General features: G+C 64.6%; 28 protein-coding genes. 13 read left to right on the top strand and 15 right to left on the bottom strand.

Annotated features, from left to right (window positions below):
• Nucleotides 1–99, bottom strand: coding sequence for an AURKAIP1/COX24 domain-containing protein (locus Q0O95_RS03025; RefSeq protein ID WP_293695146.1), 99 nt, complete (start codon nucleotides 97–99; stop codon nucleotides 1–3).
• 281 nt (nucleotides 100–380) lie between these two features.
• Nucleotides 381–908 (bottom strand): metalloregulator ArsR/SmtB family transcription factor, encoded by a 528-nt coding sequence (locus Q0O95_RS03020; RefSeq protein WP_293695144.1) that lies wholly within the window; start codon nucleotides 906–908, stop codon nucleotides 381–383.
• Between the two features lie 198 nt (nucleotides 909–1,106).
• On the opposite strand from Q0O95_RS03020, the gene Q0O95_RS03015 reads away from it, so the two are divergent.
• The 5 genes from Q0O95_RS03015 to Q0O95_RS02995 all read left to right on the top strand — a co-directional run bounded on the left by Q0O95_RS03015 (nucleotide 1,107) and on the right by Q0O95_RS02995 (nucleotide 4,673).
• Nucleotides 1,107–2,543 carry a potassium transporter TrkG gene (locus Q0O95_RS03015; RefSeq protein WP_293695142.1) on the top strand — a complete coding sequence of 479 codons (1,437 nt, stop codon included), beginning with the start codon at nucleotides 1,107–1,109 and terminating at the stop codon, nucleotides 2,541–2,543.
• Complete coding sequence (locus Q0O95_RS03010) at nucleotides 2,536–3,207, top strand: TrkA family potassium uptake protein (protein ID WP_293695140.1); 672 nt, start codon at nucleotides 2,536–2,538, stop codon at nucleotides 3,205–3,207. The genes Q0O95_RS03015 and Q0O95_RS03010 overlap by 8 nt, the downstream gene beginning before the upstream one ends.
• Before the next feature lie 2 nt (nucleotides 3,208–3,209).
• A complete protein-coding gene (locus Q0O95_RS03005; RefSeq protein WP_293695138.1) occupies nucleotides 3,210–3,611 on the top strand; it encodes a YchJ family metal-binding protein in 402 nt (133 codons plus the stop codon).
• A 17-nt stretch (nucleotides 3,612–3,628) separates the two neighbouring features.
• On the top strand, nucleotides 3,629–4,297 hold the full coding sequence (locus Q0O95_RS03000) for a hypothetical protein (RefSeq protein WP_293695136.1): 669 nt from the start codon (nucleotides 3,629–3,631) through the stop codon (nucleotides 4,295–4,297).
• Between the two features lie 70 nt (nucleotides 4,298–4,367).
• A complete protein-coding gene (locus tag Q0O95_RS02995) occupies nucleotides 4,368–4,673 on the top strand; it encodes a hypothetical protein (RefSeq protein WP_293695134.1) in 306 nt (101 codons plus the stop codon).
• Between the two features lie 5 nt (nucleotides 4,674–4,678).
• Here Q0O95_RS02995 and proC read toward each other — a convergent pair whose 3' ends face one another.
• Nucleotides 4,679–5,512: a pyrroline-5-carboxylate reductase gene (gene proC, locus Q0O95_RS02990; protein WP_293695132.1), complete on the bottom strand. Its 834-nt coding sequence runs from the start codon at nucleotides 5,510–5,512 to the stop codon at nucleotides 4,679–4,681.
• A 37-nt stretch (nucleotides 5,513–5,549) separates the two neighbouring features.
• Between proC and Q0O95_RS02985 the strand changes: the two genes are divergently transcribed.
• Both Q0O95_RS02985 and Q0O95_RS02980 read left to right on the top strand, forming a co-directional pair.
• The gene (locus Q0O95_RS02985) at nucleotides 5,550–6,512 is read left to right on the top strand and encodes a cation diffusion facilitator family transporter (RefSeq protein WP_293695131.1); all 963 of its coding nucleotides are present in this window, start codon (nucleotides 5,550–5,552) and stop codon (nucleotides 6,510–6,512) included.
• A gap of 150 nt (nucleotides 6,513–6,662) precedes the next feature.
• Entirely contained in the window at nucleotides 6,663–7,037 is a 375-nt protein-coding gene (locus Q0O95_RS02980; RefSeq protein WP_293695129.1) for a hypothetical protein, read from the top strand.
• A gap of 85 nt (nucleotides 7,038–7,122) precedes the next feature.
• On the opposite strand, the gene putP is transcribed toward Q0O95_RS02980, so the two are convergent.
• Both putP and Q0O95_RS02970 read right to left on the bottom strand, forming a co-directional pair.
• Entirely contained in the window at nucleotides 7,123–8,664 is a 1,542-nt protein-coding gene (putP, locus tag Q0O95_RS02975) for a sodium/proline symporter PutP (RefSeq protein WP_293695127.1), read from the bottom strand.
• A 126-nt stretch (nucleotides 8,665–8,790) separates the two neighbouring features.
• Nucleotides 8,791–9,261, bottom strand: a complete 471-nt coding sequence (locus tag Q0O95_RS02970) for a nucleoside deaminase (protein WP_293695126.1) — start codon at nucleotides 9,259–9,261, stop codon at nucleotides 8,791–8,793.
• A gap of 572 nt (nucleotides 9,262–9,833) precedes the next feature.
• On the opposite strand from Q0O95_RS02970, the gene upp reads away from it, so the two are divergent.
• The 3 genes from upp (at nucleotide 9,834) to Q0O95_RS02955 (ending at nucleotide 12,827) form a co-directional block, all read left to right on the top strand.
• Nucleotides 9,834–10,472, top strand: coding sequence for a uracil phosphoribosyltransferase (upp, locus tag Q0O95_RS02965; RefSeq protein WP_293695124.1), 639 nt, complete (start codon nucleotides 9,834–9,836; stop codon nucleotides 10,470–10,472).
• Between the two features lie 735 nt (nucleotides 10,473–11,207).
• Nucleotides 11,208–11,900 (top strand): winged helix-turn-helix domain-containing protein, encoded by a 693-nt coding sequence (locus Q0O95_RS02960; protein ID WP_293695122.1) that lies wholly within the window; start codon nucleotides 11,208–11,210, stop codon nucleotides 11,898–11,900.
• A 504-nt stretch (nucleotides 11,901–12,404) separates the two neighbouring features.
• Entirely contained in the window at nucleotides 12,405–12,827 is a 423-nt protein-coding gene (locus tag Q0O95_RS02955; protein ID WP_293695120.1) for a hypothetical protein, read from the top strand.
• A 529-nt stretch (nucleotides 12,828–13,356) separates the two neighbouring features.
• Here Q0O95_RS02955 and Q0O95_RS02950 read toward each other — a convergent pair.
• The 5 genes from Q0O95_RS02950 to Q0O95_RS02930 all read right to left on the bottom strand — a co-directional run bounded on the left by Q0O95_RS02950 (nucleotide 13,357) and on the right by Q0O95_RS02930 (nucleotide 16,864).
• Nucleotides 13,357–13,608: a Smr/MutS family protein gene (locus tag Q0O95_RS02950; RefSeq protein WP_293695119.1), complete on the bottom strand. Its 252-nt coding sequence runs from the start codon at nucleotides 13,606–13,608 to the stop codon at nucleotides 13,357–13,359.
• A gap of 128 nt (nucleotides 13,609–13,736) precedes the next feature.
• Entirely contained in the window at nucleotides 13,737–14,504 is a 768-nt protein-coding gene (locus Q0O95_RS02945) for an alpha/beta fold hydrolase (protein ID WP_293695118.1), read from the bottom strand.
• Nucleotides 14,504–14,824: a biotin/lipoyl-containing protein gene (locus Q0O95_RS02940; RefSeq protein WP_293695117.1), complete on the bottom strand. Its 321-nt coding sequence runs from the start codon at nucleotides 14,822–14,824 to the stop codon at nucleotides 14,504–14,506. Before Q0O95_RS02940 ends, Q0O95_RS02945 begins: the two co-directional genes overlap by 1 nt.
• A complete protein-coding gene (locus Q0O95_RS02935; protein ID WP_293695116.1) occupies nucleotides 14,824–15,834 on the bottom strand; it encodes a transketolase C-terminal domain-containing protein in 1,011 nt (336 codons plus the stop codon). The genes Q0O95_RS02940 and Q0O95_RS02935 overlap by 1 nt, the downstream gene beginning before the upstream one ends.
• Nucleotides 15,827–16,864 (bottom strand): thiamine pyrophosphate-dependent enzyme, encoded by a 1,038-nt coding sequence (locus Q0O95_RS02930; protein WP_293695114.1) that lies wholly within the window; start codon nucleotides 16,862–16,864, stop codon nucleotides 15,827–15,829. The genes Q0O95_RS02935 and Q0O95_RS02930 overlap by 8 nt, the downstream gene beginning before the upstream one ends.
• A gap of 296 nt (nucleotides 16,865–17,160) precedes the next feature.
• Here Q0O95_RS02930 and Q0O95_RS02925 point away from each other — a divergent pair, with 296 nt between their 5' ends.
• Nucleotides 17,161–17,637, top strand: coding sequence for an Lrp/AsnC family transcriptional regulator (locus Q0O95_RS02925; protein WP_293695113.1), 477 nt, complete (start codon nucleotides 17,161–17,163; stop codon nucleotides 17,635–17,637).
• A 171-nt stretch (nucleotides 17,638–17,808) separates the two neighbouring features.
• Nucleotides 17,809–19,167 (top strand): FAD-linked oxidase C-terminal domain-containing protein, encoded by a 1,359-nt coding sequence (locus Q0O95_RS02920; protein ID WP_293695148.1) that lies wholly within the window; start codon nucleotides 17,809–17,811, stop codon nucleotides 19,165–19,167.
• Between the two features lie 322 nt (nucleotides 19,168–19,489).
• Here the strand turns inward: Q0O95_RS02920 and Q0O95_RS02915 are convergent, their stop codons facing one another.
• The 4 genes from Q0O95_RS02915 to hutH form a co-directional block, all read right to left on the bottom strand.
• The gene (locus tag Q0O95_RS02915; protein ID WP_293695111.1) at nucleotides 19,490–19,738 is read right to left on the bottom strand and encodes a hypothetical protein; all 249 of its coding nucleotides are present in this window, start codon (nucleotides 19,736–19,738) and stop codon (nucleotides 19,490–19,492) included.
• 218 nt (nucleotides 19,739–19,956) lie between these two features.
• Complete coding sequence (gene hutI, locus Q0O95_RS02910; protein ID WP_293695109.1) at nucleotides 19,957–21,120, bottom strand: imidazolonepropionase; 1,164 nt, start codon at nucleotides 21,118–21,120, stop codon at nucleotides 19,957–19,959.
• A 13-nt stretch (nucleotides 21,121–21,133) separates the two neighbouring features.
• Complete coding sequence (hutU, locus tag Q0O95_RS02905; protein ID WP_293695107.1) at nucleotides 21,134–22,807, bottom strand: urocanate hydratase; 1,674 nt, start codon at nucleotides 22,805–22,807, stop codon at nucleotides 21,134–21,136.
• A 114-nt stretch (nucleotides 22,808–22,921) separates the two neighbouring features.
• Entirely contained in the window at nucleotides 22,922–24,442 is a 1,521-nt protein-coding gene (hutH, locus tag Q0O95_RS02900; protein WP_293695105.1) for a histidine ammonia-lyase, read from the bottom strand.
• Nucleotides 24,443–24,536: 94 nt separating this feature from the next.
• On the opposite strand from hutH, the gene Q0O95_RS02895 reads away from it, so the two are divergent.
• The gene (locus tag Q0O95_RS02895) at nucleotides 24,537–25,289 is read left to right on the top strand and encodes an IclR family transcriptional regulator C-terminal domain-containing protein (protein ID WP_293695103.1); all 753 of its coding nucleotides are present in this window, start codon (nucleotides 24,537–24,539) and stop codon (nucleotides 25,287–25,289) included.
• Nucleotides 25,290–25,651: 362 nt separating this feature from the next.
• Here Q0O95_RS02895 and Q0O95_RS02890 read toward each other — a convergent pair whose 3' ends face one another.
• A complete protein-coding gene (locus Q0O95_RS02890) occupies nucleotides 25,652–25,924 on the bottom strand; it encodes a DUF4190 domain-containing protein (protein WP_293695101.1) in 273 nt (90 codons plus the stop codon).
• Nucleotides 25,925–25,944 lie beyond the last annotated feature (20 nt).

Below are 25,944 nucleotides of genomic sequence, written 5' to 3'. Positions count from 1 at the left end.
CTACTTCTTGTTACGACGCTGGTGGCGTGTCTTACGAAGACGCTTGCGGTGCTTCTTCTTCGACATGCGCTTGCGGCGCTTCTTTACAACAGAACCCATAGGTTCCTCACCTTCTTAATACTTGCGTGGACGGCTGCGGCCAGTCCGCCGCAAAAAAGTCACTCTCGCAATGTTACAGGCTGTAGCGCTCGAGCGCACATCCAACAGGAGCGCGGGCCAGTCGCACCACGTTACGAGCAGGCACGAGGCGGATGCCGACTACTGCTCCGAGACCCGCCCGCCTCGCGCTTCAGCGCGCGACTCGAGCCGCTATCTAGTGGGAATACCGACCTGAACTGCGCACTGAACCGAAGGGCGCAGATACCGGCATGCGCCAGCCGTCAGCGACCCAGGCGATCCCGTGTCTGCTCTATCGCGTCTTCCGCGCGGCTCCGTGCCTCGTGCACGACCTCGGCCGCACGACGACCGACCGACTCACCGAAGGGCTTGGGGTCGTGCGCGACACGTTCGACGGCATCCTTGGCCTGCGCGGTACGGTTGCGCGCCTGCTCGGCGGCGCTGCGCAACGACCCCGTCACGTCGGCCCACGCGGCGAATGCCGCGGCACCCAAGCCATCGTGCTGGTCGTCGGAGTGCTCGGCGAAGATGAAGGGCATCAACCAGTCGTCGAGTTCATCGAGGGGCTGGACGTCGATCGAGTAGTAGCGATGCTGGCCCTCGTCTCGCACGGTCGCGAGACCGGCTTCGCGCAACACCTTGAGGTGCTTGGACACCGTCGGTTGCGTCACGCCGAGGGCGTCGACGATTTCACTCACGCTGGCTTCCGCGCCGTTGGACCGTCGCTCGAGTAGCACCTCGAGGATCTCGCGCCTTGTGGAGTCTGCGACAACAGAGAAGATGTCTCCCATACCCCTTATCTTTGCAGCATTCACGACCCGGCCGCAGGGAACCCGCTGAACTTCGCCGCCTTACCGGCCGAATCGACGACGCGTGATCGGAGAATTTGTGACAGCATCCCCTTCTCGTAGGCGCAGTGACGGGGCTAGTATCACTATCTGCCGGATCAATCGACCCGACGCTGTGTGATCAGGGAGGCAGGTAGGCACGTGGCCAAGCGCGTCACTCCGGACGAGCGCCGCCCCGGCGTCTTCACGCGGATGCGACAGGGCGTCGACGGGTTCGCGCAGAATTACCCGGCCCGCTTCGCGATCGTGGTCTTCGCAGCGATCAACCTGCTGTTCGCCGTGCTGTTCATGACACCCGTTGCGTCGGCATCCGGCACTGCGACGAACTTCTTCGACGCACTCTTCACCGCGGTCAGTGTCGTGAGCGTCACGGGGCTCACGGTCGTCGACATGGCAGGTCACTGGTCGCCGTTCGGCGACTTCCTGACGCTGTTGGGCGTGCAGGTCGGCGGGATCGGCGTGCTGACGCTGACATCGTTCCTCGGGATGATCGTCGCGCGACGGCTCGGGCTGCGTCAGCGGCTCATGGCAGCGGGCGAGGCGAATCCCGGCAGAATGCGGCGCGGTGCCGTCTCGGAGAGCCAGGCGATCAGGCTCGGCGACATGAGCGCTCTGCTGCGGCTCGTCGTGATCAGCGTGCTGGTGTTCGAAGCCGCGCTCATCCTCCTGCTCCTCCCGCGCCTCCTGCTCGCCGGGAAGCCCTTCGGGGACGCCCTCTACGAGTCGGTCTACTGGTCGTTCATGGCGTTCACGAATTCGGGTTTCACCCCGACGAGCGCCGGGGTGACGGAGTTCGCGACCGATCCGTGGTTCCTGTGCGTTCTGATGCTCGGTGTCTTCGTCGGCTCGTTGGGGTTCCCGGTCTACTTCGTGCTGCTGCGCAACCTCGGCAACCCTCGTTACTGGTCACTGCACGTGAAGCTCACGATTTCGGTTTCGGCGATGCTGCTCTTCGCTGGAGGCGCCGTCTATCTCGCCCTCGAGTTCGGGAACCAGCAGTCCTGGGGAGGAGAGGATGCGGGGCAGCAGGTGCTGCAGGCGATGTTCATGTCGGCGATGACCCGTTCGGGCGGGTTCGCCACGTTCGACCCGTCGCAGCTGCACCAGTCGAGCATGCTCGTGACGAACATGCTGATGTTCGTCGGAGGAGGCTCGGCTTCGACCGCGGGCGGCATCAAGGTCACGACGCTCGCGATGCTGTTCCTCGCCGCGATCGCCGAGGCGCGCGGGCGAGAGCACATGGAAGTCTTCGGCAAGGCGATCCCCGCCGACATCCTTCGCCTCTCGGTCGCGGTCACGCTGTGGAGCGCGACGATCGTCGCCGTCGTCACGATCGTGCTGCTGCAACTGACCGAACAACCGCTGTCGGTCGTGTTGTTCGACGTCATCAGCGCGTTCGCCACGTGCGGTCTGACCGCCGGATTCACGAGTGCCGAGCTGCCTGCCGCAGCGAAGGCCATCCTCGCGCTCACCATGCTGGTCGGTCGCATAGGTGGTGTTACGCTCGCGGCAGCACTTGCCTCGCGGCAACGGCCGCGGTTGTTCAACCGCCCGACAGAAAGGCCCCTCGTTGGTTGACCGGATTCCCCACGACGCCCCCGTCCTGATCGTCGGCCTCGGTCGGTTCGGCGCCGCCACCGCCGGCCAGCTGCAGCGGCTCGGACGCGAGGTGCTCGCGGTCGACACGAACATGGAACTCGTCCAGAAGTGGTCCGAGCGCATAACGCACGCGGTGCAGGCGGATGCCCGTTCGATCGATGCGCTGCAGCAGATCGGCGCCAAGGATTTCCAGATCGCGGTGTGCGCGGTCGGCTCGTCCATCGAGGCGAGCGTGCTCGTGACGGCGAATCTCGTCGACCTCGGAGTGCCGCAGATCTGGGCGAAGGCGCTCAACCAGTCCCACGGCAAGATCCTGTCGCGCATCGGCGCGAATCACGTCATCTATCCGGAGGCGGAGGCAGGGGAACGCGTCGCCCACCTCGTCTCGGGCAGGATGCTCGACTTCATCCAGTTCGACGGCGACTTCGCCATCGTGAAGATGTATCCTCCGAAGCCCATCCGGGGCATAAGCCTGGCAGATTCGAAGGTGAGGTCGAAATTCAACCTCACGGTCGTCGGTGTGAAGAGCCCCGGTGGCGAGTTCACCTACGCGGAGCCGCAGACCGTGGTTTCGAATCACGATCTCATCATCGTCTCGGGCGACCAGCGCGATATCGAACGCTTCGCATCGCTGGGAGGCTGAGCGTGGACGCCGCTTTGCGATGCCCGTGCGGCGCGGGCCTGACGTTCGGCGAGTGCTGCAGGCCGGTTCACGCCGGCGAGCGGGATGCTCCGACGGCCGAGTCGCTCATGCGTTCCCGTTTCACCGCGTTCGCGGTCGGAGACGAGACGTATCTGCTGAGCAGTTGGCATCCGAGCTCCCGGCCGGCAAACGTCGGAATCGAGCCGGGCATCCGCTGGCTGCGACTCGACATCGTTGAAACGGTCGCGGGCGGCCCCTTCGATCGGGATGGCGTCGTCGAGTTCGTAGCGCACTATCGGTCGAGCGAGGGCCCTGGTCGACTGCGCGAGCGCAGCCGCTTCGTGCGGGATCGGGCGTGGCTGTACGTTGGCGGAGAGGTTACTGAGCACGGCGTCCAGCATTGACGGCTACCGTGTCACCGATGGCACGGAACCTCAGCAGCGGGGATCAGGCTCGCGCGGCCGTACATGTTCAGCAAGCGCTCTCGGTGCTCCACGCGACCGGACGTGTGACGCTCGCGGGTAAGCCGGCGATCTGGTCGGGAGGGCTCAGCGCAGCGCTCGTCGCGCTCATCGTGCTCGTTTCGCTACTGATCCCGGGGGTAGTCCTGGTACCGATGATCATCGCCGGCCCGACGAATCTCCCCTTCGGAGCCCTAGCGGGCATGGTGTCGGTTGCGGGAATGCTCATCGTCGCGCTGCTGCTCTTGACGAGAGCTCTGCGCAAACAGCGCCGTTTTCGCGCGACCGAGGTGAGTCCGGTCATCATCCAGGAATCGGGGCTCACGCTTCGAGGCGTCGGGCCCATCCCGTGGGACGACTTCGGGCGGGCCGGGCACCGAATGGTTCCGGCCGAACGCGATAGCGGCTTCGTCAGACGCGCTGTCATGGAGCTTTCACCCTCGGGTTTCGCGAACGTCAACCAACGGCTCCCGCAGGAGCTACGCGCACGACTGTCACCGGTAATCGGGCCGGTATGGAACCGCCACCATCGCTTCATCTACGTACCCGCAGCAGAGGGTCTCCGCCAGGGTGAGGTAATGCAGGTCATCAATGCGGGCAGGCAGATGTTCCGGGGCCCGCATGCGTGACGCGATCTCGCGGTTGCGCACGCACCGTGTGTTCGCGCAACGCGGCTAGCCCGGATGGCAGAATCTACGTATGGGACGCACCGCCGGCAGCTTCGCAGCTTTCGCAAGCGGTGTCTTCGCAGCCAACAGCCTGCCACACCTCCTGACCGCCTTCCGCGGAAGGCGGATGCTCACGCCCTTGGCCGGCAAGGACTCGGGCCCCGGCGCAAACGCGGCCTGGGGGACGATGAACGCGATCGCGAGCGCCGGACTCGCGGTTGCCGCCACACGGAGTCCGGGAACCCGAATGCAGCGCGTCGGCCTGTTCGCCGCCGGTGCAGTCGCTTTCAGCGCCTGGGCGGTGGTGTACGAGAAGTACATCGAGCCACGACGCTAGCCCCACTACTCCGCTGCGAGCTCTTTCGCCCGCGCGATGGCGGCATCCGCAGCCTCGCGGAACACCGCATCCAGCCCCGCACCCTGCAGGACCGCGAGCGCCTGCTCTGTCGTGCCCTTCGGGCTCGTCACCCGTCGGCGCAACTCTGCGGGGTCGACGTCGGATGCGGCAAGCAACTCGCTCGCGCCCCGGAAAGTGCCCTGCACCATCGCTGCCGCTTGACGCTCGTCGAAGCCCAGCTCGAGAGCAACGCGAGTCCACTGCTCGATGAACAGGAACACGTACGCCGGCCCCGACCCGGAGATCGAGGAGAGGGCGTCGATCTGAGACTCGTCGATGACCAGCGCCGTACCAACGGCCCCGAAGATCGTACGGGTGACGTCCACTGCGCCCTCGCCCGCGCCGGTGCCGGCTGCAATGCCCGCAACGCCCAATCCGACATGGCTCGGCGTGTTCGGCATGACACGAACAACGGCGATGTCGTCGCCGACCTCGGCCTCCATGACCGCCGTCGTGATGCCCGCCGCAACCGACACAACGATCGTCCCGGAGCGCAGAGCATCGGAGATCTCACGCAGAAGCTCAACGATCTGGTACGGCTTCACGCCGAGTACTACGACGTCCGCTGCTGCGGCCAGACGTCGATTCGCGTCCGGCTCAGCAGCCAGCGCAACGGCTTCGACGCCGTCGCTCGCGATCTTCGCCGCGGACTCCTCAGAGCGAGTCGTGGCCGAGAGCGACCCGAACTTTTCACGCTGCTGCACGAGACCGGCGAGGATGGCCCCGCTCATCGAACCCGTGCCGAGGAAAGCAATAGATGGCGTATCTGAGACATTCATAACCCCCAGCGTATTCCTCCCGCGTAGACTCGTAAGCGTGAGCGCGTCACACGGAACGAAATCGGTCATCGCCGCGTTTTTTGCGAACCTGTCAATCGCGGTGATGAAGTTCATCGCGTGGGCTTTCTCCGGCTCTTCAGCAATGCTTGCCGAGGCCATCCACTCGGTCGCAGACGCCGGGAATCAGCTCTTGCTGCTGCTCGGCGGCCGCCTGGCGAAGAAGAAGGCGGATCGCGAGCATCCCTTCGGCTACGGACGCGAGCGTTACATCTGGGCGTTCATCGTCGCGCTGGTGCTGTTCTCGGTCGGTGGCCTCTTCTCGATCTACGAGGGCGTCAACAAGCTGCAGAACCCGCACGAGCTGACACTGTGGTGGATTCCGATGCTGGTGCTGACCGGCGCGATCATCGCCGAGTCGTTCTCGCTGCGCACCGCCATCAAGGAGTCGAACCAGGTTCGTGGGGGTGCCGGCTGGATCTCCTTCATCCGCAAATCGAAGTCGCCGGAGCTGCCGGTCATCCTGCTCGAGGACATCGCCGCGCTACTCGGTCTCGTGTTCGCGTTTGTCGGCGTCGGTCTGACGGCGCTCACCGGGAACCCCGTGTTCGATGCCGTCGCGACGCTCGTCATCGGGGCCCTGCTCGTCGTCGTGGCGATCGTTCTGGCGATCGAGATGAAGTCGCTGCTGATCGGCGAGGGCGCGACCGAGGACGACTGGATCAAGATCCGCGACATCATCAATGAGAACGAGCGGGTCGAGGGCCTCATCCACATGAAGACCCTGTATCTGGGGCCGGAGGAGCTCATGATCGCGGCGAAGGTGGCGTTCCCTCCCACCTACACGACACAGGACATCGCGCGCGCGATCAACGATCTCGAAGGGCATATCCGACGGAACGTCGCGGATGCCAGAGTCATCTACATCGAGCCCGACATCATGATCGACGACCCCGGGGTCGAACTTTCAACCGATGTCGTCGTGATCCAGTCGGGTAACTAACCGACTTCACGGCGGCATCGCCGTCAGCTGATTTCGGCTCGGTTGTAAAGGGCGAGTGCGGAACGCTCGATGCTCTGCATGTGGCACCGGGGCGAGCATCCGGCATTTCCGGCTTCAATACACCTTTGTCGAGCCAGTTACCCTTGTTATATGGATGTTTTGCACTTGATTCTGCTCGTCGCCCACTTCATCGGTCTCGCTCTTCTCGTCGGAACATTCCTGGCGAATCTTCGCCGTAACGAGAACTGGAACTTCCCCGTCATGGTGATCGGTGGTGCAATTCAGCTCATCTCCGGCATCGGCATGTACGGCCTGTTGATGGGGATGGGCGCCGACCCCAACCACATGAAGCTCGGCATCAAGAGCCTGGTGGCACTGCTCGCATTCGTCGGCGCACTGATCGGTCTGCTTCAGCAGCGTAAGCTCAAGGCGGCCGGTGAGAACCAGCGCCCTGCCAAGAAGTTCTTCCACATGGCCGGTGGCTTCGCAACCATCAACGTGCTGATCGCGGTGCTCTGGCAGTAAACGACGACAACGCTAAGCGGCCCTTGCCATCCTCGGATGTGCAAGGGCCGCTGCTGTTCGGTGCGTCACCGCGCACCGAGGCGGGTCAGCTCTTCACGTCAGTAGCACCGGTGTCACCGGGCTTGCCGACGGCGACCAGCGTGCCGGTCTCAGTGAACTCTTCCTCGATCTCCCCGTTCGGCTTGTAGGTGGCCAGGCTTACGACGACGGCCGTGAGCATCGCGAGGATGAACGCGGGCAGGAGTCCGTAGAGGCTGAAGATGACCGGGCCGTCCTCGATCTTAGCGAGGGCATCCCAGACGAACACGGTCACCGAACCCATGACCATCGCCGCCAGTGCGCCCCAGTTGGTGAGCTTGCGCCAGAAGAGGCTCAGCAGGATGATCGGGCCGAAGGATGCGCCGAAGCCCGCCCACGCGAAGCTCACGAGCCCGAGGATCGTGTCGTTCGGGTTGATGGCCAGCAGCGCCGCGATGAGCGCGACACCCAGGACACAGAGGCGACCCAGCAGCACCAACTGCTTCTCGGACGGCGGGTTCTTCTTCAAACCCCGGTAGACATCCTCGACCAGTGCCGACGAGCAGACGATGAGCTGGCTCGAGAACGTGCTCATGATCGCGGCCAGTACGGCAGCGAGTACGAGGCCCGCGATCAGCGGATGCAGCAGCGCCTGCGACATCATCAGCACGATCGTCTCCGGGTCACCGAGGTCGATGTTGTTCTGCGAGACGTAGGCGATACCGATAAGGCCGGCGATCACTGCACCGATGAGGGAAACGATCTGCCAGGAGATGCCGATGCGACGGGCCGCCTTGGCGTCGTGCGGAGAACGCATCGCCATGAAGCGCACGACGATGTGCGGCTGCCCGAAATACCCGAGCCCCCACGCGAGACCGGAGAGCACACCGATGATCGTGGCGCTCGTCAAGCCCGTTCCGCCGAAGACATCGAAGTGGCTGGGTTCGAGCTGGCGTACGAGCGCGGTCGCCTCTGCCGGGCCCCCGACCGCGATAACCGCGGCGACGGGCACGATGATCAATGCGATCAGCATCATGATGCCCTGCGCGACGTCGGTCATCGACGAACCGAGGAATCCGCCGAAGAGGGTGTACGTGAGGGTCACGACCGTGACGATGATCATGCCGATGATGTAGGTCGAGTCGAAGGCGCTCTCGAAGAAGACACCGCCTGCCACCATGCCCGACGAAACGTACAGCGTGAAGAACACGAGGATGATCACGCTGGAGACGATGCGCAGGAGACGCGACTTGTCGCGGAGCCTGTTCTCGAAGTAACTGGGCAGCGTGATCGAGTTCTTCGACACCTGCGTATAAGCGCGCAGACGAGGCGCGACGAGCTTCCAGTTGAGATATGCGCCGAGCGTCAGCCCGACCGCAATCCAGCCTTCGATGAGACCGGCGACGTAGATGGCGCCCGGGAGGCCCATGATCAGCCAACCGGACATATCCGATGCTCCGGCGCTCAGCGCCGCGACCCACGGGGGTAGCCCTCGACCGGCGATCATATAGCCTTCATGGCCGCTGGTCTTCTTGTACGCGCGATAACCGATAAAGATCATGCCCGCGAAGTACACGCCCAGGGCGATGTACAGGAATGCCTGGTCCATTGTCTTCCTTCTTCAATATTCGATTGCAGGTCGCCATTGACCTCTGCTGTGTGCACTCACCCTGTCACTTCTCAGTTTCGATATCCACCGCATTTACGGGTTTCGGGAAGTTTCGCTATGGAATTGTTATGTTCTGCGTCCAGCGAAGAACGCACGCAATTGCTCAGCGCATTCCTGCTCGAGCACTCCCCCCACGACTTCTACCCGGTGAGGCAATCTTCTATCGCGAAGCAGGTCGACAACGGAGCCAGCAGCACCGGCCTTGTCATCCCACGCCCCGAACACGACGCGACGCAGTCGCGACTGCGCTATCGCCCCCGCGCACATAGGGCAGGGTTCGAGCGTCACGACCAGGGTGCAGCCATCGAGATGCCAGTCTTCGCGCATCCGTGCCGCGCCTCTCATCGCGACGAGTTCTGCGTGCCCCGCTGGGTCGTTGTGCAGTTCTCGGACGTTCGCTCCCGATGCGATTTCCTTGCCGGCAGCATCCAGCAGCACTGCGCCCACTGGCACATCCTGCGGCTCGCGTTCCGATGCGAGGCGCGCGAGATCCATAGCGCGGCGCATGTGCGCTTCGTACGCGGGATCGACTCGCATGCTCTGGTCTTTCTTCCTTCGGCTCGGTAGCGGCCGGACGTTCATCTCGTGCACTCGACTCTACTGAGAGCTCGAGCCGACCGGACGTTGTCACGAAGGTGTTCCGCACCACGGGTTGACGCTCGACGGCGCCATCCGGACGATCGAAACAACGATAGGAAGGATGGGCTTCGATCCGATGGATCGGATCCATGAGTTTCGACGCTCGACGGAAGACTCTCGGGTGGAGCGACCTCGTTGCAGTTACCGTGAACGGCCTCACTTCGAGTTCCGCACGGAGGAAGACAGCACCCTTGACGCGACTTCTAAGCCGGCAGAGCGATGAAATGACGTCTGGTTTCTGGCACGGCGAAGCGTGAAATCCGTCAGTGGCTTCGATTCCGGGAACAGCGGAGCTGCATCCGCCTACGACAATGCAACGCGCGGGCTACACAGCGGCCACGGCCGCCGGTTGATGCGAGCTCGTATTCTGTGTCGTGGTTCCACGGTTCGGGCTCGCGAAAGCCGGACCGCGTTCGCACGTTCCGCCATTGGACAGACCCGCGTCCGGTCGCGCGCGGTAAATTGAACGTATGCGAGTCCATGTAGCCGACCATCCGCTCATTACGCACAAGCTCACGGTGCTACGGGACGAGCGAACGCCTTCGCCGACCTTCCGCGCTCTCGTGTCCGAACTTATGACACTGCTGGCATACGAAGCGACCCGGGAGGTCAGGGTCGCCCCGAAAGAGATCAACACGCCAGTCACCGCGACGACAGGGGTCGCGATCGCAAAGCCGCGCCCGCTCGTCGTGCCGATTCTGCGCGCGGGCCTCGGGATGCTCGACGGGATGACCGCGCTGGTGCCGACAGCAGAGGTGGGGTTCCTCGGCATGGCCCGCAATGAGGAGACGCTTGAACCGTACACCTATGCAGAGCGCCTCCCCGATGATCTGCGCGACCGGCAGTGCTTCGTGCTCGACCCGATGCTCGCGACCGGTGGCTCGCTCGCCGCAGCTGTGCAGTACCTGTTCGACCGCGGCGCAGTCGATGTCACGGCGGTGTGCATTCTCGGAACACCGGAGGGCGTCGAGCGCATGGATCGCGATTTCGGTGCTAACGACAATCTCAAGATCGTGCTCGGGGCACTCGACGAACGACTCGACGAACGCGGGTTCATCGTGCCCGGCCTCGGGGATGCCGGCGACAGGTTGTACGGCACGGCAGAGTAGCGCGGTGCGTCAATGGTGGGGTCCCTTTCGGGACGCCACTCGCATCGCAGTGCCGAGGCCGTCCCGGCCGAGGAGTGGCGCTGCCGCACCGAGATAAGGCGCTACTCACAAAACACATCGAAACACGGCAATTTTCGCCATTTTTACAGCACAACGCCGCATCTCAATGTCCGCGGCTGCCGGTCGCGAGGTGAGCGCGGCATCCCGAACAGACGCAACCCCTCGGGCACGGCCGACCACCCCGGCATCCTGGCACGGCACAGCAGGCCCGTCTGAGACACCGAGAAGCGGCGCTATTCGCAAAACGCACCGAAACGCGGCGATATTTGCCGCTTCTCCAGCACAACGCCGCATCTCAATGTCCACGCCGGGCGGGATGCGTGGACGCTGCACCCGGCTCCGGCTCGCCACGAGCTGACGCCGCCTGACCGGGGTATGCCCAGCATGGCGGCGAATGCCCGACACGCTCTTCCGCTCAAGAACTTGACTCGGCTGTGAGAGCTGCCATATCTTGTTCGACATGACGAACATCAAGCAGCCCGCGACCGCTTCCGTCGCCAAGGGACTTACCGGCATGATGATGCCGATGTTCGCCATGTGCCGAATGTGCATGTAGTCATCCCCATCGACCACTACATGCAACCGGCGGATCTCCGCCGGTTTTCTATTTCTCAAGAAGACTCATTTGGCAGTTGCCGTTGAGCGCAGCTCCGGCACACTCTGGAAGGCAAACCCATGGCTATCGCCCTTACCGACATTCGACCGCACATCACCGACGCCCCCGCGGCACCGCAGCCGACGGCTCCGACTCGTTCGCACATCCGCGCTGTCCCCGCGCAGCCCGAAGCACGCGGGTTCGTGCTCTACGTTGGCCTCGGAGAAGACAGCCAGGAGCAGGACGGCATCGACCTCGCCACCCTGGTGCGCGAGCTGCGTGAACTCACCGACCGACTTTCACCATCGGCGCAGACGCACGCCGCAGTTGCGCTCGCGCCTGCCGAAGCCGGCGGGCGGGACATCGACGTGGTTCGACGTGCACTGCAGGACCCTTCCCTGCGCACGCCAGAACCGGAAGACGAGCCCGAGGCCGATCTCGGGGTCACGATCGACTTCGGGCGCAATCGCGTCGCGATCGATGGCGAGCAGACAACACTCACCTACAAGGAGTTCGAGCTGCTGCAGTCCATCGTGCTGCGCACGGGACGCGCGGTCGAGCGGCAGGAGCTGATCGACATCGTTTGGAAGGACGGGGATGACGCCGAGCGCCCCAACGCGCGGACCGTCGACGTCCACATCCGTCGTCTGCGTGCGAAGCTCGGCGATTATGCAGACATCATCCGCACGGTCCGCGGGTCTGGCTACCGATACGACGGCCGCTCGGATGTGCGGATCGTCTCGAGCCTCACTCGCAGCCCAGACATCGTCTAGCAGCGCTCCGAACGTCTAATAGCTGGCTCATAGCGTTCGTCAGGCTGATTCCAGGCTTGAGTTCCTAATCTTTAACCACGTTGAAAGTTGTGCTGTGGCTTTCAACGAAAGCTGACTTCTGAGAATCAGCTTGGTGCAAGGGACAGAAAATGCCCCCGGGCTCTCCGGGGGCATTTTCGCGTCCCTTGCACCTTGGGCAAGCGCGTTTGCGTCCCAAGCGGCCGCATCGCGGTCGCCGCAAACGCGCCGAGGGGCCGAAAGGCACCGAGGAGAAAACCCCCGGCAATCTGCCGGGGGTTTTTCGCGTCCCGCAGCACCTTGGGCAAGCGTCCGCGCGTCCAAGGTGATCGCATGCGATCACCGCGCGGGCGCCGAGGCACCCCGAAGCGGTACCGAGGAGAAAATGCCCGGCAATCTGCCGGGGGTACTTCGCGTCCCGCAGCACCTTGGGGCAAGCGCGACGACACCTTTCTTCTTGCCCGTTGCTTTCGTAGGCTGGCACTTATGAGGGTGCTTCGCGTGTTGGCGGCTGCCGCTCTCACGCTTGCGGTTCTGACTGCCGGTTTTTCCGGGAGTGGGACATTAGCCGACGATCGGCCCTCGACTCTTCCTGACGACTCATTGGGCCTGGCTGCTACGGATTACCGGTTCACTCCCCTACTGCACGAAGAAGGCCGTGATTTGTGGCAGGCGGGTGAGCTGACTCTTGAGATGTCGCTGACGCGCCCTGCGCCCGGCGAAACCAGTTCGATGACCGGCTGCTACGTGGTCAATATTCCGGATCACGACGTCTGCATCGACATCGAGATCTCCGTTGGCGGCATCGAGATGGTGGCTGATCGAGATTGCTTTTATACGGAGTCTCCCGTCTCCCGCAGTGAGGAATCCATTGACATCGTGATTACCTGTAGCCAGCTCAGACCCTAATAGTCGACGCATAGAAAGTACAAGGGTCATTCCATAGGGGGCGTCCGTATTGTGAGTCACACGTTGAAAGTTTTGCTGTGACTCTCAACGGAAAGCTGACTTCTGTGAATCAGCTTGGTGCAAGGGACAGAAAAGGCCCCGGTGTTCTACCGGGGCCTTTTCGCGTCCCGCAGCACCTTGGGGCAAGCGCGGGCTTATAGGACAAAACGTATGGATAGCGCGCTCAGCTCCTAAGCAATCGCACTGCGATTGCGTCGAGTGCGCCGAGGCACCGCGAAGCGGTACCGAGGAGAAAACCCCCGGCTATCTGCCGGGGGTTTTTCGCGTCCCGCAGCACCTTGGGCAAACGTCCGCGCGTCAACTTCTCGGTCGCCTGGCGACGAGAGCGCCTCCTCACGGCGTGTCGCCGCCCAGCGACCGAGAAGTTGGCAGGAAAGCTCGCGCGGGCGAGGGATAACCAGCAGTGGGGGCGAAAAGCAGTGGCGTGATGGCAAAGACGCCGCTGCCCGCGTTGAACGAGCGAGGGTCGTCAGTGCTTGAAGTACACGAAGAGGCGCCCGAAGTTCTTGCTGTCCTTTTCGACGCGGTGGTACCGCGCTTTGATGTCCTTGCGGTCAAGGAATCGCAAGACACGTTTTTTGAGCTGACCACTCCCCTTACCCGGAATGATCTCGACCGTCTTCACGCGTTTGTGTTCCGCCTCATCCATAATGTCGTTCAGTGCACGGTCGATGTCGGTGCCCCTGTTGTAGATGTCGTGCAGGTCGAGTTTCAGCTTCATCGGTGTCCCTCATGTTGTCGGCACTTCCAGCGTCTCATGATCCCGTGATGAGCGCTGAAAAATGCAGCAGAGCGAGGGGCCGGATGGAATATCCACTTCGAGGCGCGCTGCAGCGCACCTTTCAGCGTCTATCGCAGGTGCGCGCTAAAGAAGTCGAACGCGCCGCCCTTGAATGTGCGGCTCGTGATCGCATTGAGGTGATTGCGGCCCGGGATCGGCGCGAACCGCGCATCCGGCGCCATCGACACGATCGACTCCGTGTCGTCAGCGCGGTCGTCCTTGTCGCCGCTCATCAGCAGCATCGGCACAGCGGGGGGATCCTCGGCCGGTCTGAAGGGCGCACGGGAGACTCCGAAAACAACGTCGAGCAGCACCTGCGGGTTCGCCTCGGGGAAGATCGTCGCCAATTGCACGACGAATGCCGTGGGCCCGGTGGCTTCCAGACGACCGGCTAGGGCCTCCACCGCCATATCCCGGTCGATGCCTTCGAACGGGTCCGAAGCGGGTAGTCCCCCAAGCACGAGGGAGGAGAACACTTCGGGATGCGCGCCCGCGTACCGGTAGGCGAGGCGAGAGCCCATCGAGTAACCGAGGCAGCCGAGCAGAGCATCCGGTTCCGAGTCGAGCGACCGAATCACCGCGTCCACGTCTTCGAAGAACCGGGCGACGTCGTAGGCGTCCTCGCCCGTGGGCTTGACGCTTTCGCCGTGACCGCGGAGATCCATGCCGATGCCGCGGAATCCGGCCTCGGTCAACGCGCGGTCCCAGCCTGCATCGACCCAGTTGCGCTGCGTGCTCGAGGCGAAACCGTGCAGGAGCAGCACTGCGGGGCCGGATGCGTCGCCGAGTTCGTGGACGGCGATCTCCGTGCCGTCTGCGCTTGCGACGTGCCGCATCAGTTCTTCTTCGACAGGCGTACCCGTCGTTCTTTCTTCTGCTCCTGCGGCACGGTGCCGACGATGCCGGCTTCGTCATCCGACACTTCGAATGTGATCAACGGGTCGCCGACGTTGACGGTGTCGCCGTCTTCGCCGTGCAGCGTTTTCACGGTGCCTGCGATCGGGCTCGGCAGCTCGATCGCAGACTTCGTGGTTTCGACCTCGACGATCGGGGTGTTGCGCTCGACCCACTGACCGGGCTCCACGAGCCACTCGAGAATCGTCGCGTCGATGAGCCCCTCACCGAGATCGGGAAGCGGAAAAGAACGCTCAGCCATTAGTACTCCAAACTGCGTTGCACACCGAACAGGATGCGGTCGATGCCGGGGATGTATTCGTCTTCGAGATCTCCTGCGGGCGTGGGTACATCGTAACCCGTGACCCGCTCGACAGGGGCCTGCATCCGGCCCCAGAGGCGCTCGGTCAGCAGCTGCCCGATCTCGGCGCCCAGGCCGGCGGTGCGCGGTGCCTCGTGCACGACCACGGCCCGACCGGTCTTCGCGACCGAGGCGACGAGACCTTCCTCGTCGAGCGGCTTGAGCCAGCGCGCGTCGATCACCTCGATCGATACCTCGTCTTCCGCTGCAAGCTCGGCGACTTCGACAGCCTTGGCGACCATTGCGCCCCAGGTGATGATCGTGAGGTCTTCGCCTTCGTGCGCCACGAGCGATCCTGCGAGATCACCGGGGTTGTCGAAGTCGACATCGCCGCGGTTCCAGTAGCGCGACTTCGGCTCCATGAACATGACCGGGTCGGGCATCTCGTGCGCCTTGCGGAGCAGGTGATACGCCTGGTGGGGGTTCGAGGGCGAAACGACCTTCAGCCCGGGAACGTGCGCAAGCGTCGACTCGATCGATTCGCCGTGCAGCTCGGGAGCGCGGATGCCGCCGTAGCTCGGGATGCGCAGCACCATCTGCATCGGCATCGTGCCGCGAGTGCGATAGTTCGTGCGGGCGATCTGGCTGATGAGCTGGTTCATCGCGGGATACGCGAACCCGTCGAACTGCACCTCGGGGATTGGCCGATAACCCGCCATGGCGAGCCCTGCCGCCATGCCCAGGATGCCCGACTCGGCAAGCGGAGTGTCGATGACGCGCTCCGCGCCGAACTCGGCCTGCAGCCCGTCGGTGACGCGGAAGACGCCGCCGAGTTTGCCGACGTCTTCGCCGAAGACGAGCGATTTCGGGTCTGATGCGAGGATGTCGCGCATCGCACGATTCAGCGCCTGCTGCGTCGAGAGGCTCTGCGCGGTCGGCACTGCGCCCTGCGGTACCAGCGTCTCAGTCACGGTCGGTCTCCTCTCGCCACTGCTGCTGTTGCGCAGCGATCTGCGGTGTCTTCTCCTGGAAGACGAAGTCGAACATCTCATCGCCGTGCACATATCGCGGCCTGGTCATGCCCTCGCGCACTGCCGCGACCGCCTCCTCGGCGTCTGCCGTAGCCCGCTGCCACCACGAGTCGTCGGCGATCGCATCCTTGACTCGATCGACCGGGTCGGGGCCGAGCATCCGCTCCTCTTCGAGCGTGCGATATCGGCTCGGGTCGTCGCTCGTCGCGTGCGGTCCGCGGCGATAGGTGAAGGCCTCGATCACGACGGGGCCGTGCTCGCGCGCATAGTCGAGTGCGACCCGCGTCGCCTCGAACACTTCTGCGACATCATCGCCATCGATCTTGATCGACGGCATCGCATAGCCTGCGGCGCGGTCGGCGATGCTGCCTCCCGCGACCTGCAGGTGCAGCGGAGTCGACAGCGACCACTGATTGTTCTGCACGAAGAACACGACCGGCGCCTCCATCACGGATGCGAAGTTGAACGCCTCGTGCACGTCACCCTGGCTGGATGCGCCGTCACCGAAGTACGCGAGTGCCGCGCCGCCCGAGCCCTCGAGCTTCTGCGCGTACGCCCATCCCATCGCCTGAATGCCCGTGGAACCGACAACGGCCTGCAGCGGTGTGTGCCGCGCTTCGTTGGGGTCGGCGAATCCGCCGTTCCAGAGCGCGAGATGGCTGCCCATGTAGTCGGTGAGGTCACTCTCGAGCGCCGCGATGACGCCGTGGTCGCGGTAGGTGATGAACGCCATGTCACGCGTCTTGTCGAGCGCGAACGCACTCCCGACCTGCGCGGCCTCCTGACCGAACGCGGGCGGGAACGCCGGCAGGATGCCCTGTCGCTGCCAGCGGACGGCCTCGACATCGAGGGTGCGCGAGACGAGCATGTGCCGGGCGAGCGCTCTCAGAGTGTCGGCAGGCGTTTCGATCGGGATCTGCGGCGGCCAGAGGTGCTCCGGCGCCGGCGACGCAATCGGTGGGACGGTCACGAAAGGGCTCCTCACTGCATTGGTAACTCGTCCACGGTACGGTCGCCACTCGTCGGACACAAGCTGCGATGAATATGGCATACAGTTTGTGCAACTTGTCTACAGATCTCCCGCGATTGCTAGTCATATTGATAACCTGAAGTCATCATGATTGAAGACAGAGAAGATCGAATCGGCGCGTGCGCGCCCGATTGCAGCAGTATCTTCGAGCGTTAGCTGTGCACGGGTCGTACGGCGCGACTCGTCCACCACCGACGCTTGCGTTTTCGCAACATCAGAACGTGAGGAGACACGGGATGCGCATCGACAGCATCGACGCCAGCATCGTTCAGCTGTTCAGCGATGAACCACGGATAGGCGTGCTCGAAGCGAGCCGTCGGCTCGGACTCGCTCGAGCGACCGTCCAGTCGAGGCTCGACAAGCTCGTCGCGGGAGGCGCGATAGCGTCCTTCGCGCCACGGTTGAACACCGCGGAGTTCGGCTACCCGGTTTCGGCCTTCGTCTCGGTGAGGGTAGAGCAGCGCGCCGGTCATACGCAGCTCGGCGACTTCCTCGCGGCCATCCCCGAAGTAACCGAAGTTCACACGGTGTCGGGCGATTTCGACATCCTCTGCCGCGTTGTCGCGACCTCGAACGCGGACCTCCAGCGCGTCCTCGACCGCATCAGCGAGCATCCCACTCCTGTGCGAACATCCTCGTCAATCGTGCTGACTACGCACTTCGAGCAACGCACACTGCCGGCGTTCGCAGCAGCTGCCGAACGAACACCGTGAGCGGGCTCGCCCGAAATGCTGGAGAATCGACGATCGTGACCGAAGTGCTGACGGATTTCCAGATCCCCAGCACATTCCAGCATTTCGGCACGCCTCGCAGCCTGCGGCACAATGGCAGGAGTGCCTATCGAAGGAGATCGACGGATGACCGAAACCGCACCGCCCAGCACGATGACGGAGGCCGTGCTTGAAGCACTCGCCGAAGGGCTCAGCGAAGGAGCGCTCTCGAACGACAGTGCCGAGCTGAGTGCTGCGAGGGCAGACCGGTCGGGCAAAATCGCGGACGGCATGCCCATCGCAGTTGTTCACGCGCAGTCGGTCGAGGACGTGCAGCACGTCATGCGCGTCGCACACGCTCACGGCATCCCTGTGGTCCCGCGAGGAGCAGGAACGGGGCTTGCCGGCGCCGCCATCGCGGGAAGCAACAGCATCAGCCTCTCGCTGCTGCGCATGAACCGCATGCTAGAAGTGAACGCCGCTGACCAACTCGCAGTAGTGGAACCGGGCATCTTGAACGCTACCCTCAACGAGCAACTCGAGCCGCACGGGTTCTGGTGGGCCCCAGACCCCGCCAGCCGCGCGATCTCGACCGTGGGCGGCAATATTGCGACGAACGCCGGCGGCCTACTGTGCGCGAAGTACGGCGTCACGCGAGAGGCGGTGCTCGGGCTCGATGTCGTACTGCCGAACGGAGAACTGCTGCACCTCGGGCACCGCACCGTCAAGGGCGTCACGGGCTACGATCTCGCTGCACTCATGATCGGTTCGGAGGGGACACTGGGCGTGGTCGTCGGCGCAACGCTGAAACTGCGGCCGCTCGTGCCAGGCGAACTCTGGACGATCGGGGCGGAGTTCCCGGATGAGCAGGCTGCCGCGGAAGCGTGCGCTGCTGTGACCGCCGCACGCATCCGACCGGCGGTTATGGAACTCATCGGATCCGTCGGGATTCAGTTGCTCGCTTCGTATACTCGCACGACACTGCAGGGCGCATTCGTGTTGCTGCAGACCGATGACAATGACGGCGAACAGACGGCGAAGGCGGCCGCCGAGGTCCTCGAACGGTTCGGCGCCAAGGTCGAGCTCACGAACGATCTCGAACGGTCAGCGCACCTCGCGGAAGCTCGGCGACAGATGATGCCGGCGATGGAAGCCGCCGGCAATGTACTGGTCGAGGACGTCGCGGTGCCCCGCTCGCGCATGGCCGAGATGTTCGCGTTCTGCAACGACGTCGGCCAGCGATACGGGGTGACGGTGTCGACCGTGGCGCACGCGGGCGACGGCAACCTGCATCCCGCTTTCGTCTTCGACGAGGCTGAACCGACGGAAGCCGTCTGGCGGGCCGCCGACGAGATCTTCACGAAGGCGATCGACCTCGGCGGTACACTCACGGGCGAGCACGGCGTCGGCACGCTGAAGAGCCGCTGGTTGCGCGACGAACTCGGGGATGCGCAATACGAGTTGCAGCGCCGCATCAAGGCCGCCTTCGACCCGGCGGGCATCATGAACCCCGGCAAGGTGTTCGGGGAGTAGGCGAGGGTAGCGGAGCCGGCGACCCGGTCGGGGCCGAGTCGGGATTCGCTCGCTACAATGGACTGCGCGCACCAACAGGGTCGACCCCGGCACGGGCATGTGGACGAGCAGCTACGAAGGCTGGGGCATCGACCGCCTCCGCGTTCGCGGATCGGGCGACTCGGGCTTCTGCATCCAGTGGTGGAGCCGACTGGGCGCCCTGTAACGACCCTGCCACGTGACACGAACTTCGATTCGGGTGGCAGCCGAATGCCTGCACGAAGCGAAAACAGCAGGCGCTCAGTGCGGCCCCCCTTGCCGCAGGGATGTTCCGGCGGTGCCGCTACAGCGCGGTCAGCAGTACGACAAGCGTCACGATCGCCTGCCAAAAGTCGGTCTGAGCCAGTGGAGAACCCATAAACGTACCCCAGAAGACCGGCACGTACGCCGCGACGATCAGCGACATCACGACAATAAGCCCGAGCAGCCAGAACGGCCGGCGTCCTCTGGGTCGAGACTCGTCACTGATCGACTCGAGGGCGTCGAGCAGCTCATCGTCACCGGGTGACTCCTCCAACGCCAGATCGGACATCAGTCGATGAGGGATGCCGGCGTGAAGGTCACGGGAAACGGTGCGGCAGGGAGGTCGGCAACGTCCGCACGCGTGAACTCCCGTCCGTGCGGCAGAAAGCTCGGTGCCTGCGTGGTCATGACAGTCATCGTAGCCGCTCCCTTCGTTCACGGCGCCCATCCAGCCGAAGCTGCGCTCCGCGGTGGGGCCAGAAACGAATTCGTGGATACCTTCGAGCCTCACACCACGCGTTCACCGCGCTGCCACACGGCGCTCGTCAGCGGAACTCCCGGACGATAGGCCAGATGTGTGACCGACGGCGCATCGAGTAGCTGCAGGTCTGCACGGGCGCCGACGGATACGCGCCCGAGGTCCGGGCGGCCGAGCGCGATAGCCCCGCCGAGCGTCGCCGCTCGCACGGCCTCCTCGATCGTCAGCCGCATCTGCAGCACCGCCGTCGCGACGCAGAACGCCATCGACGTCGTATACGACGTGCCCGGGTTCGCGTTCGACGCGATCGCCACGACCGCCCCCGCGTCCACGAGGTCGCGAGCGGGCGCCAAGGGCATCCGCGTCGAAAGATCGCACGCGGGCAGCACCGTCGCGACCGTGCCGCGAGCGCCACCCGACCACGAATCGGCGAGCATCCCGATCTCGGCAGCGTCGAGGAAGGCCACGTGATCGACGCTCAGCGCACCGTGCTCGACAGCGAGACGCGCACCCGGCCCGGGCCCCAGCTGATTGCCGTGCACCCGTAGACCCAGTCCCTTCGACTGCCCGGCGCGCAGAACAGCGCGGCTCTGCTCCTCATCGAAGGCGCCGTGTTCGCAGAAGACGTCGACGGCGTCGACGAGCGGCGCGACAGCATCCAGCATCGGACCCGTAGCGAGTGCGAGATACTCGTTCGCATCCGCTCCCGCGGGCACGAGATGCGCTCCGAGAAAGGTCACCGCCTCCGCCCGCGAGCGAGCAACTCGCGCCGAGCGCACTTCGTCATCAACGGTCAGACCGTAGCCGGTCTTCGTCTCAAATGCAGTGGTGCCGCCGCGCAGTGCTTCAGCCGCGAGCCGGTCAAGGTTGGCCAGAAGCTCCTCATCGCTCGCGGCACGCGTCGCCTCGACGGTGACGTTGATACCGCCGGCAGCGTATGCCTCGCCCGCCATACGCGCTTCGAACTCCTCAGTGCGATCGCCGGCGAAGACCATGTGCGTGTGGCTGTCGACCCAGCCCGGCAGCACCGCACGCCCTTCTGCGTCGACGCGCTCATCCGCATCCGGAGCCTCGGATGCCGCGCCCACCCAGGCGACGCGGCCCTCGTCGATCACGACCGCTGCGTTGTGCAGCCTGCCGAGCTCGTCGTCGTTCGTCGTGAGTTCGCCGATACCGGTGATGACCGTGCTCATGTCAGATACCGCCTCAAGCCTGCTGCCGCATCGGCACTCGGATGCCGTGCTCGTCGGCAAATTCCTCGGCCTCTTCGTAGCCGGCATCGACGTGTCGTAGAACGCCCATCGCCGGATCGTTCCGCAGCACGCGCTCGAGCTTCTCGGCCGCGAGCGCCGTGCCGTCGGCGACCGTGACCTGGCCCGCGTGAATCGATCGCCCGATGCCGACACCGCCACCGTGATGCAGCGATACCCAGCTCGCTCCCGATGCCGTGTTCACGAGCGCGTTCAGCAGCGGCCAGTCGGCCACGGCATCCGAGCCGTCCTTCATCGCCTCGGTCTCGCGATACGGGCTCGCGACAGAGCCGCTGTCGAGGTGGTCGCGCCCGATGACGATCGGTGCTTTCAGCTCACCGGAGGCCACCATCTCGTTGAACTTCAGCCCCGCGAGGTGCCGCTCCTCGGACCCGAGCCAGCAGATGCGCGCCGGCAGTCCCTGGAAGTGCACACGCTCGCCCGCCATCGTGATCCAGCGACGCAGGTGCGCGTTGTCGGGGAAGAGTTCGAGAATCGCGCGGTCGGTCTTCGCGATGTCTTCCGGGTCGCCGGAGAGCGCTACCCAGCGGAACGGCCCCTTGCCCTCGCAGAACAGCGGTCGGATGTATGCGGGAACGAATCCGGGGAAGGCGAAAGCGTCCTCGAAGCCGCCGAGTTTCGCCTCCGTGCGAATCGAATTGCCGTAATCGAAGACCTCGGCGCCGCGCTCCTGAAAGCGGACCATCGCCTCCACGTGCTTCGCCATGGATGCCCGCGCAGCATCCGTGAACGCCTGCGGGTCACGCCCGCGCTCGCTCTGCCAGTCGTCGAACGCGACGCCGGCGGGGAGGTAGGCGAGCGGGTCGTGGGCACTGGTCTGGTCGGTGACGATGTCGATCGGCGCATCCATGTCGAGCAGCTCGGGGAAGACCTCGGCGGCGTTGCCGTGGATGCCGATCGAGATCGCCTCACCGGCGTCGCGTGCGGCAACGGCACGCGCGACGGCATCTTCGACACTGTCAGCGAGAACATCGAGGTAGCGGTGCTCGATGCGACGTTCGATACGCGAGAGGTCGACGTCGACGCAGATCGCAACCCCGTCGTTCATCGTGACGGCGAGCGGCTGCGCACCGCCCATCCCGCCGAGCCCGGCCGTCAGGGTGATCGTGCCGCGCAACGAATCGCGCCCTGTCGCGCGCGCAACCGCCGCGAAGGTCTCGAACGTGCCCTGCAGGATGCCCTGGGTGCCGATGTAGATCCAGGACCCCGCGGTCATCTGGCCGTACATCATGAGCCCCTCGGCCTCGAGCCTACGGAACTCGGGCCACGTCGCCCAGTCGCCCACGAGGTTCGAATTGGCGATCAGTACGCGCGGCGCCCATTCGTTCGTGCGCAGCACGCCGACCGGCTTGCCGGACTGCACGAGCAGCGTCTCGTCCGCTTCGAGCTGCTGCAGCTCGCGAACGATCGCGTCGTACGCACCCCAGCTGCGGCAGGCGCGGCCGGTGCCGCCGTAGACGACAAGGTCGTCGGGATGCTCGGCGACCTCGGGGTCGAGGTTGTTCTGCAGCATTCGCAGCACGGCCTCCTGCTGCCACCCCTTCGTCTGGAGCTCTGCTCCTCTTGCGGCCTGCACCGGCCTGGGCCCCGATGGTGTGATCTGCGTCATGATGTTCCCCTCTGCTTCTGCAATTCGCGGCTGTTCCTTCTGCTTCAGAAGGTTTTTATGGGTCTGGACGGCGTCTTGACCCATAAAAACCATCTGGAGTCGCTGGTTACTCCGCTAGGAGAAGACCAGCTGTGCTTCTTCTACGGCGCGGCCCGAGGCGACGAACTGCACCGTCGCCTCGATCTCGTCTGCCAGAACTCTGTCCGGGCCCACGCCGTCGACGGTCTCGCGCAATCCGGCGATGACGCGCCCCGTCCGCTCGCCCGCGGGATCCTCGCGCATTTCGGTGCCTCGCGCGGCGGTCATCAACTCGATCGCGAGCACGCGCTGCAGCCCATCGACCGCCCTGCGGAGCTTTCGCGCAGCACCCCAACCCATCGAGACGTGGTCTTCCTGCATGGCGCTGGAGGGAATCGAGTCGACGGATGCCGGAACCGCGAGGCGCTTCATCTCGCTGACGATGCCGGCCTGCGTGTACTGAGCGATCATGAGGCCCGAGTCGACCCCCGGGTCAGCTGCGAGGAACGGTGTCAGGCCGAAGCTGCGCGACTTGTCGAGGAAGCGATCGGTGCGGCGTTCGCTCATCGAAGCGACATCGGCGATCGCGATGGCCAGGAAATCGAGCACTACGGCAACTGGCGCGCCGTGGAAGTTGCCGTTCGAAACGACCCTGCCGTCGGCGGTGACGACCGGATTGTCGATCGCGCTGGCGAGTTCGACCACGGCGACTCGCGCGGCGTGCGCGTGCGTGTCTCGTGCTGTCCCGTGCACCTGCGGTGCGCAGCGCAGCGAGTAGGCATCCTGCACGCGCGTGTCCTCCGGGCCCTTGTGGCTCGCTACGATGGGGCTGCCCTGCAGGAGCGCCGCGATGTTCGCAGCGCTTGCCGCCTGGCCGGGATGCGGGCGCATCGCCATGAGATCGGCTGCGAAGGGCGCATCGGTTCCAAGAAGACCCTCGACGCTCATGGCGGCCGTGAGGTCGGCGGTCAGCAGCAGGCGCTCGAGATCGTTCAGCGCGAGGCAGAGCATCGCGAGCATCCCGTCGGTGCCGTTGATGAGCGCGAGCCCTTCCTTCTCCGCCAGCTGCACGGGCGCGAGTCCCGCATCAGCGAGCGCATCGGCAGCCGGAACATCCCGGCCGCGATACGTGACCGCGCCCTCCCCCATTGCCGCGAGCGCAATGTGCGCCAAAGGCGCGAGGTCCCCTGAACAACCGAGCGAGCCGTACTCACGAACGTGCGGAACGATGCCGGCGTTGAGCATCCCGGCGTACAGCTCGACGGTTGCACGTCGCGCGCCCGTGTGCCCCGTCATGAGCGTCTGCAGACGCAGCAGCATGAGGCCGCGCACAACTTCATTCTCGACTCGCTCGCCGCTCGATGCCGCGTGCGAACGCACGAGCGACCGCTGCAGCGCTGCGCGATCCGCGGGAGCGATTTGCGTGTTCGCAAGTGCGCCGAAGCCGGTTGAGATGCCGTAGTGCGGGTTCGTGTCATTCGCCAGGTCGTCGATGATGCGGCGAGCGTGATCGACCCGCTCGAGCCCCGCCGAACTCAGGTCGACCGTCTCCCCTGCTCGAACGACGGCTACGACTTCGTGCCGCGTCAGCGGCGCATCCCCGATGGTGATTGACATGCCCCTATTTCACCCCTTCACGCGCAGGTCGGATACAGCCTGACATAGAATGGTGTCTGAAATATCAGACCTGGAGGCTGTAATGGGAGTTCGCATGCCCGCAGCGCGCAATGCTCTCCGAGTGTTGGCGCTGCTTGCGGAACAGGTTGGCCCGACTCGCGCCGCGACGGTGGCCCGCGAGCTCGATATGCCCCGCTCGAGCGCGTACCAGTTGCTGCAGGTCATGCGCGACGAGGGCTTTCTCGTGCACTATCCGGAGCTCGGCGCCTTCGGCCCGAGCGCCAAGGTGCGTGAAATCGGCTCCCGTGCCGGCGCCGCCACACGGCTGGAGCGTCTCGGCCAGCCCGTGCTCGAACGCGCTGTCTCCGCCACTGCCGTTCCCGCGACGGCGCATCTGGCAGTGCTCGCGGGCAGTGACATCGTGTATGCGGCACGCGCACAGGGCTCTCGCTCCCCGACCACGGTGTCGAAAGTGGGCGTACGGCTGCCCGCACTCCACACTGCGACGGGAAGAGCGCTGCTCACGGCGCTGCCCTACTCGCAGGTGCTCGCGAACCTGCCGACGACAACCGAGTTCGAAGGCAGTGTGCGATCGAGATCGGAACTGCGGTCTCTACTGCGCGCGACGGCCGACCGCGGGTACGCGACGGAGTCGGGAGACGTGGATGCCAACTACGGTTCCGTGGCCGCCGCGGCGTTCGATGCGGCAGGGTACCCGACAGCAGCGATAGGGCTGACTTTCCGTCTCGCGGCCGTCGAATCCGAAGCATGGATCGAGCTGGGCGCGGCGGTGCAGAGCGCCGCCGCCGATCTGACGCGTCGCCTCGGTGGCACCGCGAAGCAGTAGCCCCCTGCCCTGAAAACTTCTCGGTGCTTTTGCGTCGACACTCCGAGGTGCCGTCGGCGTGTCGTCCGGAATGCACCGAGAAGTTCTCACGCGCGATGGCGGGAACGCAGCTGTGGCGTGGGATGCGCGGGATGAGTGCCGGGCGAGAACGAACGCCAGGCTCACACGGCCTGCAGCCCTGCGAACCAGCATCTCTGCAGCGTCTGCCCTGCTCCTCATCCCCATCGCCAGGGGTTCCGGGGCCGGCGCCTCTCTATGCGCGGCGACACGCCCGTATAGCGCGTTCATTCGGCCTATTGACCGAGAAGTGTGCCCGTTACGAAGAGCTCTGCTCGATGTATACGCGAATGCTCGACGATCGGCTATACGAAAAGGAACGCCCCGAAGAACGCTCCTCCCACGGTCAGTAGGATGATCGTCGCGATAACCCAGCCGATAACGCACAGACCGTTCAGGATCAGGCCCGTGATGGCTAGGCCCTTGCCGCGCGGCTCGCGCTTGAGCCCCATGAACCCGAGGATCAAGCCGATGATCGGCACGAGGAAGGTCCAACCGAAGAACAGGCTGACGATGCCGAGGATCATCGAGGTCAGGCTCAGGCCGGTCGACTGGTTCTGTTGCTGGCTCGTCGTCATGATGCTCCTTGGGTTGCTGC

The organism is uncultured Agrococcus sp. (assembly GCF_945915485.1).
Taxonomy (GTDB): domain Bacteria; phylum Actinomycetota; class Actinomycetes; order Actinomycetales; family Microbacteriaceae; genus Agrococcus.
Note: the sequence above shows the minus strand (reverse complement) of the source record. Positions and strands in the feature narration are given on the sequence as shown.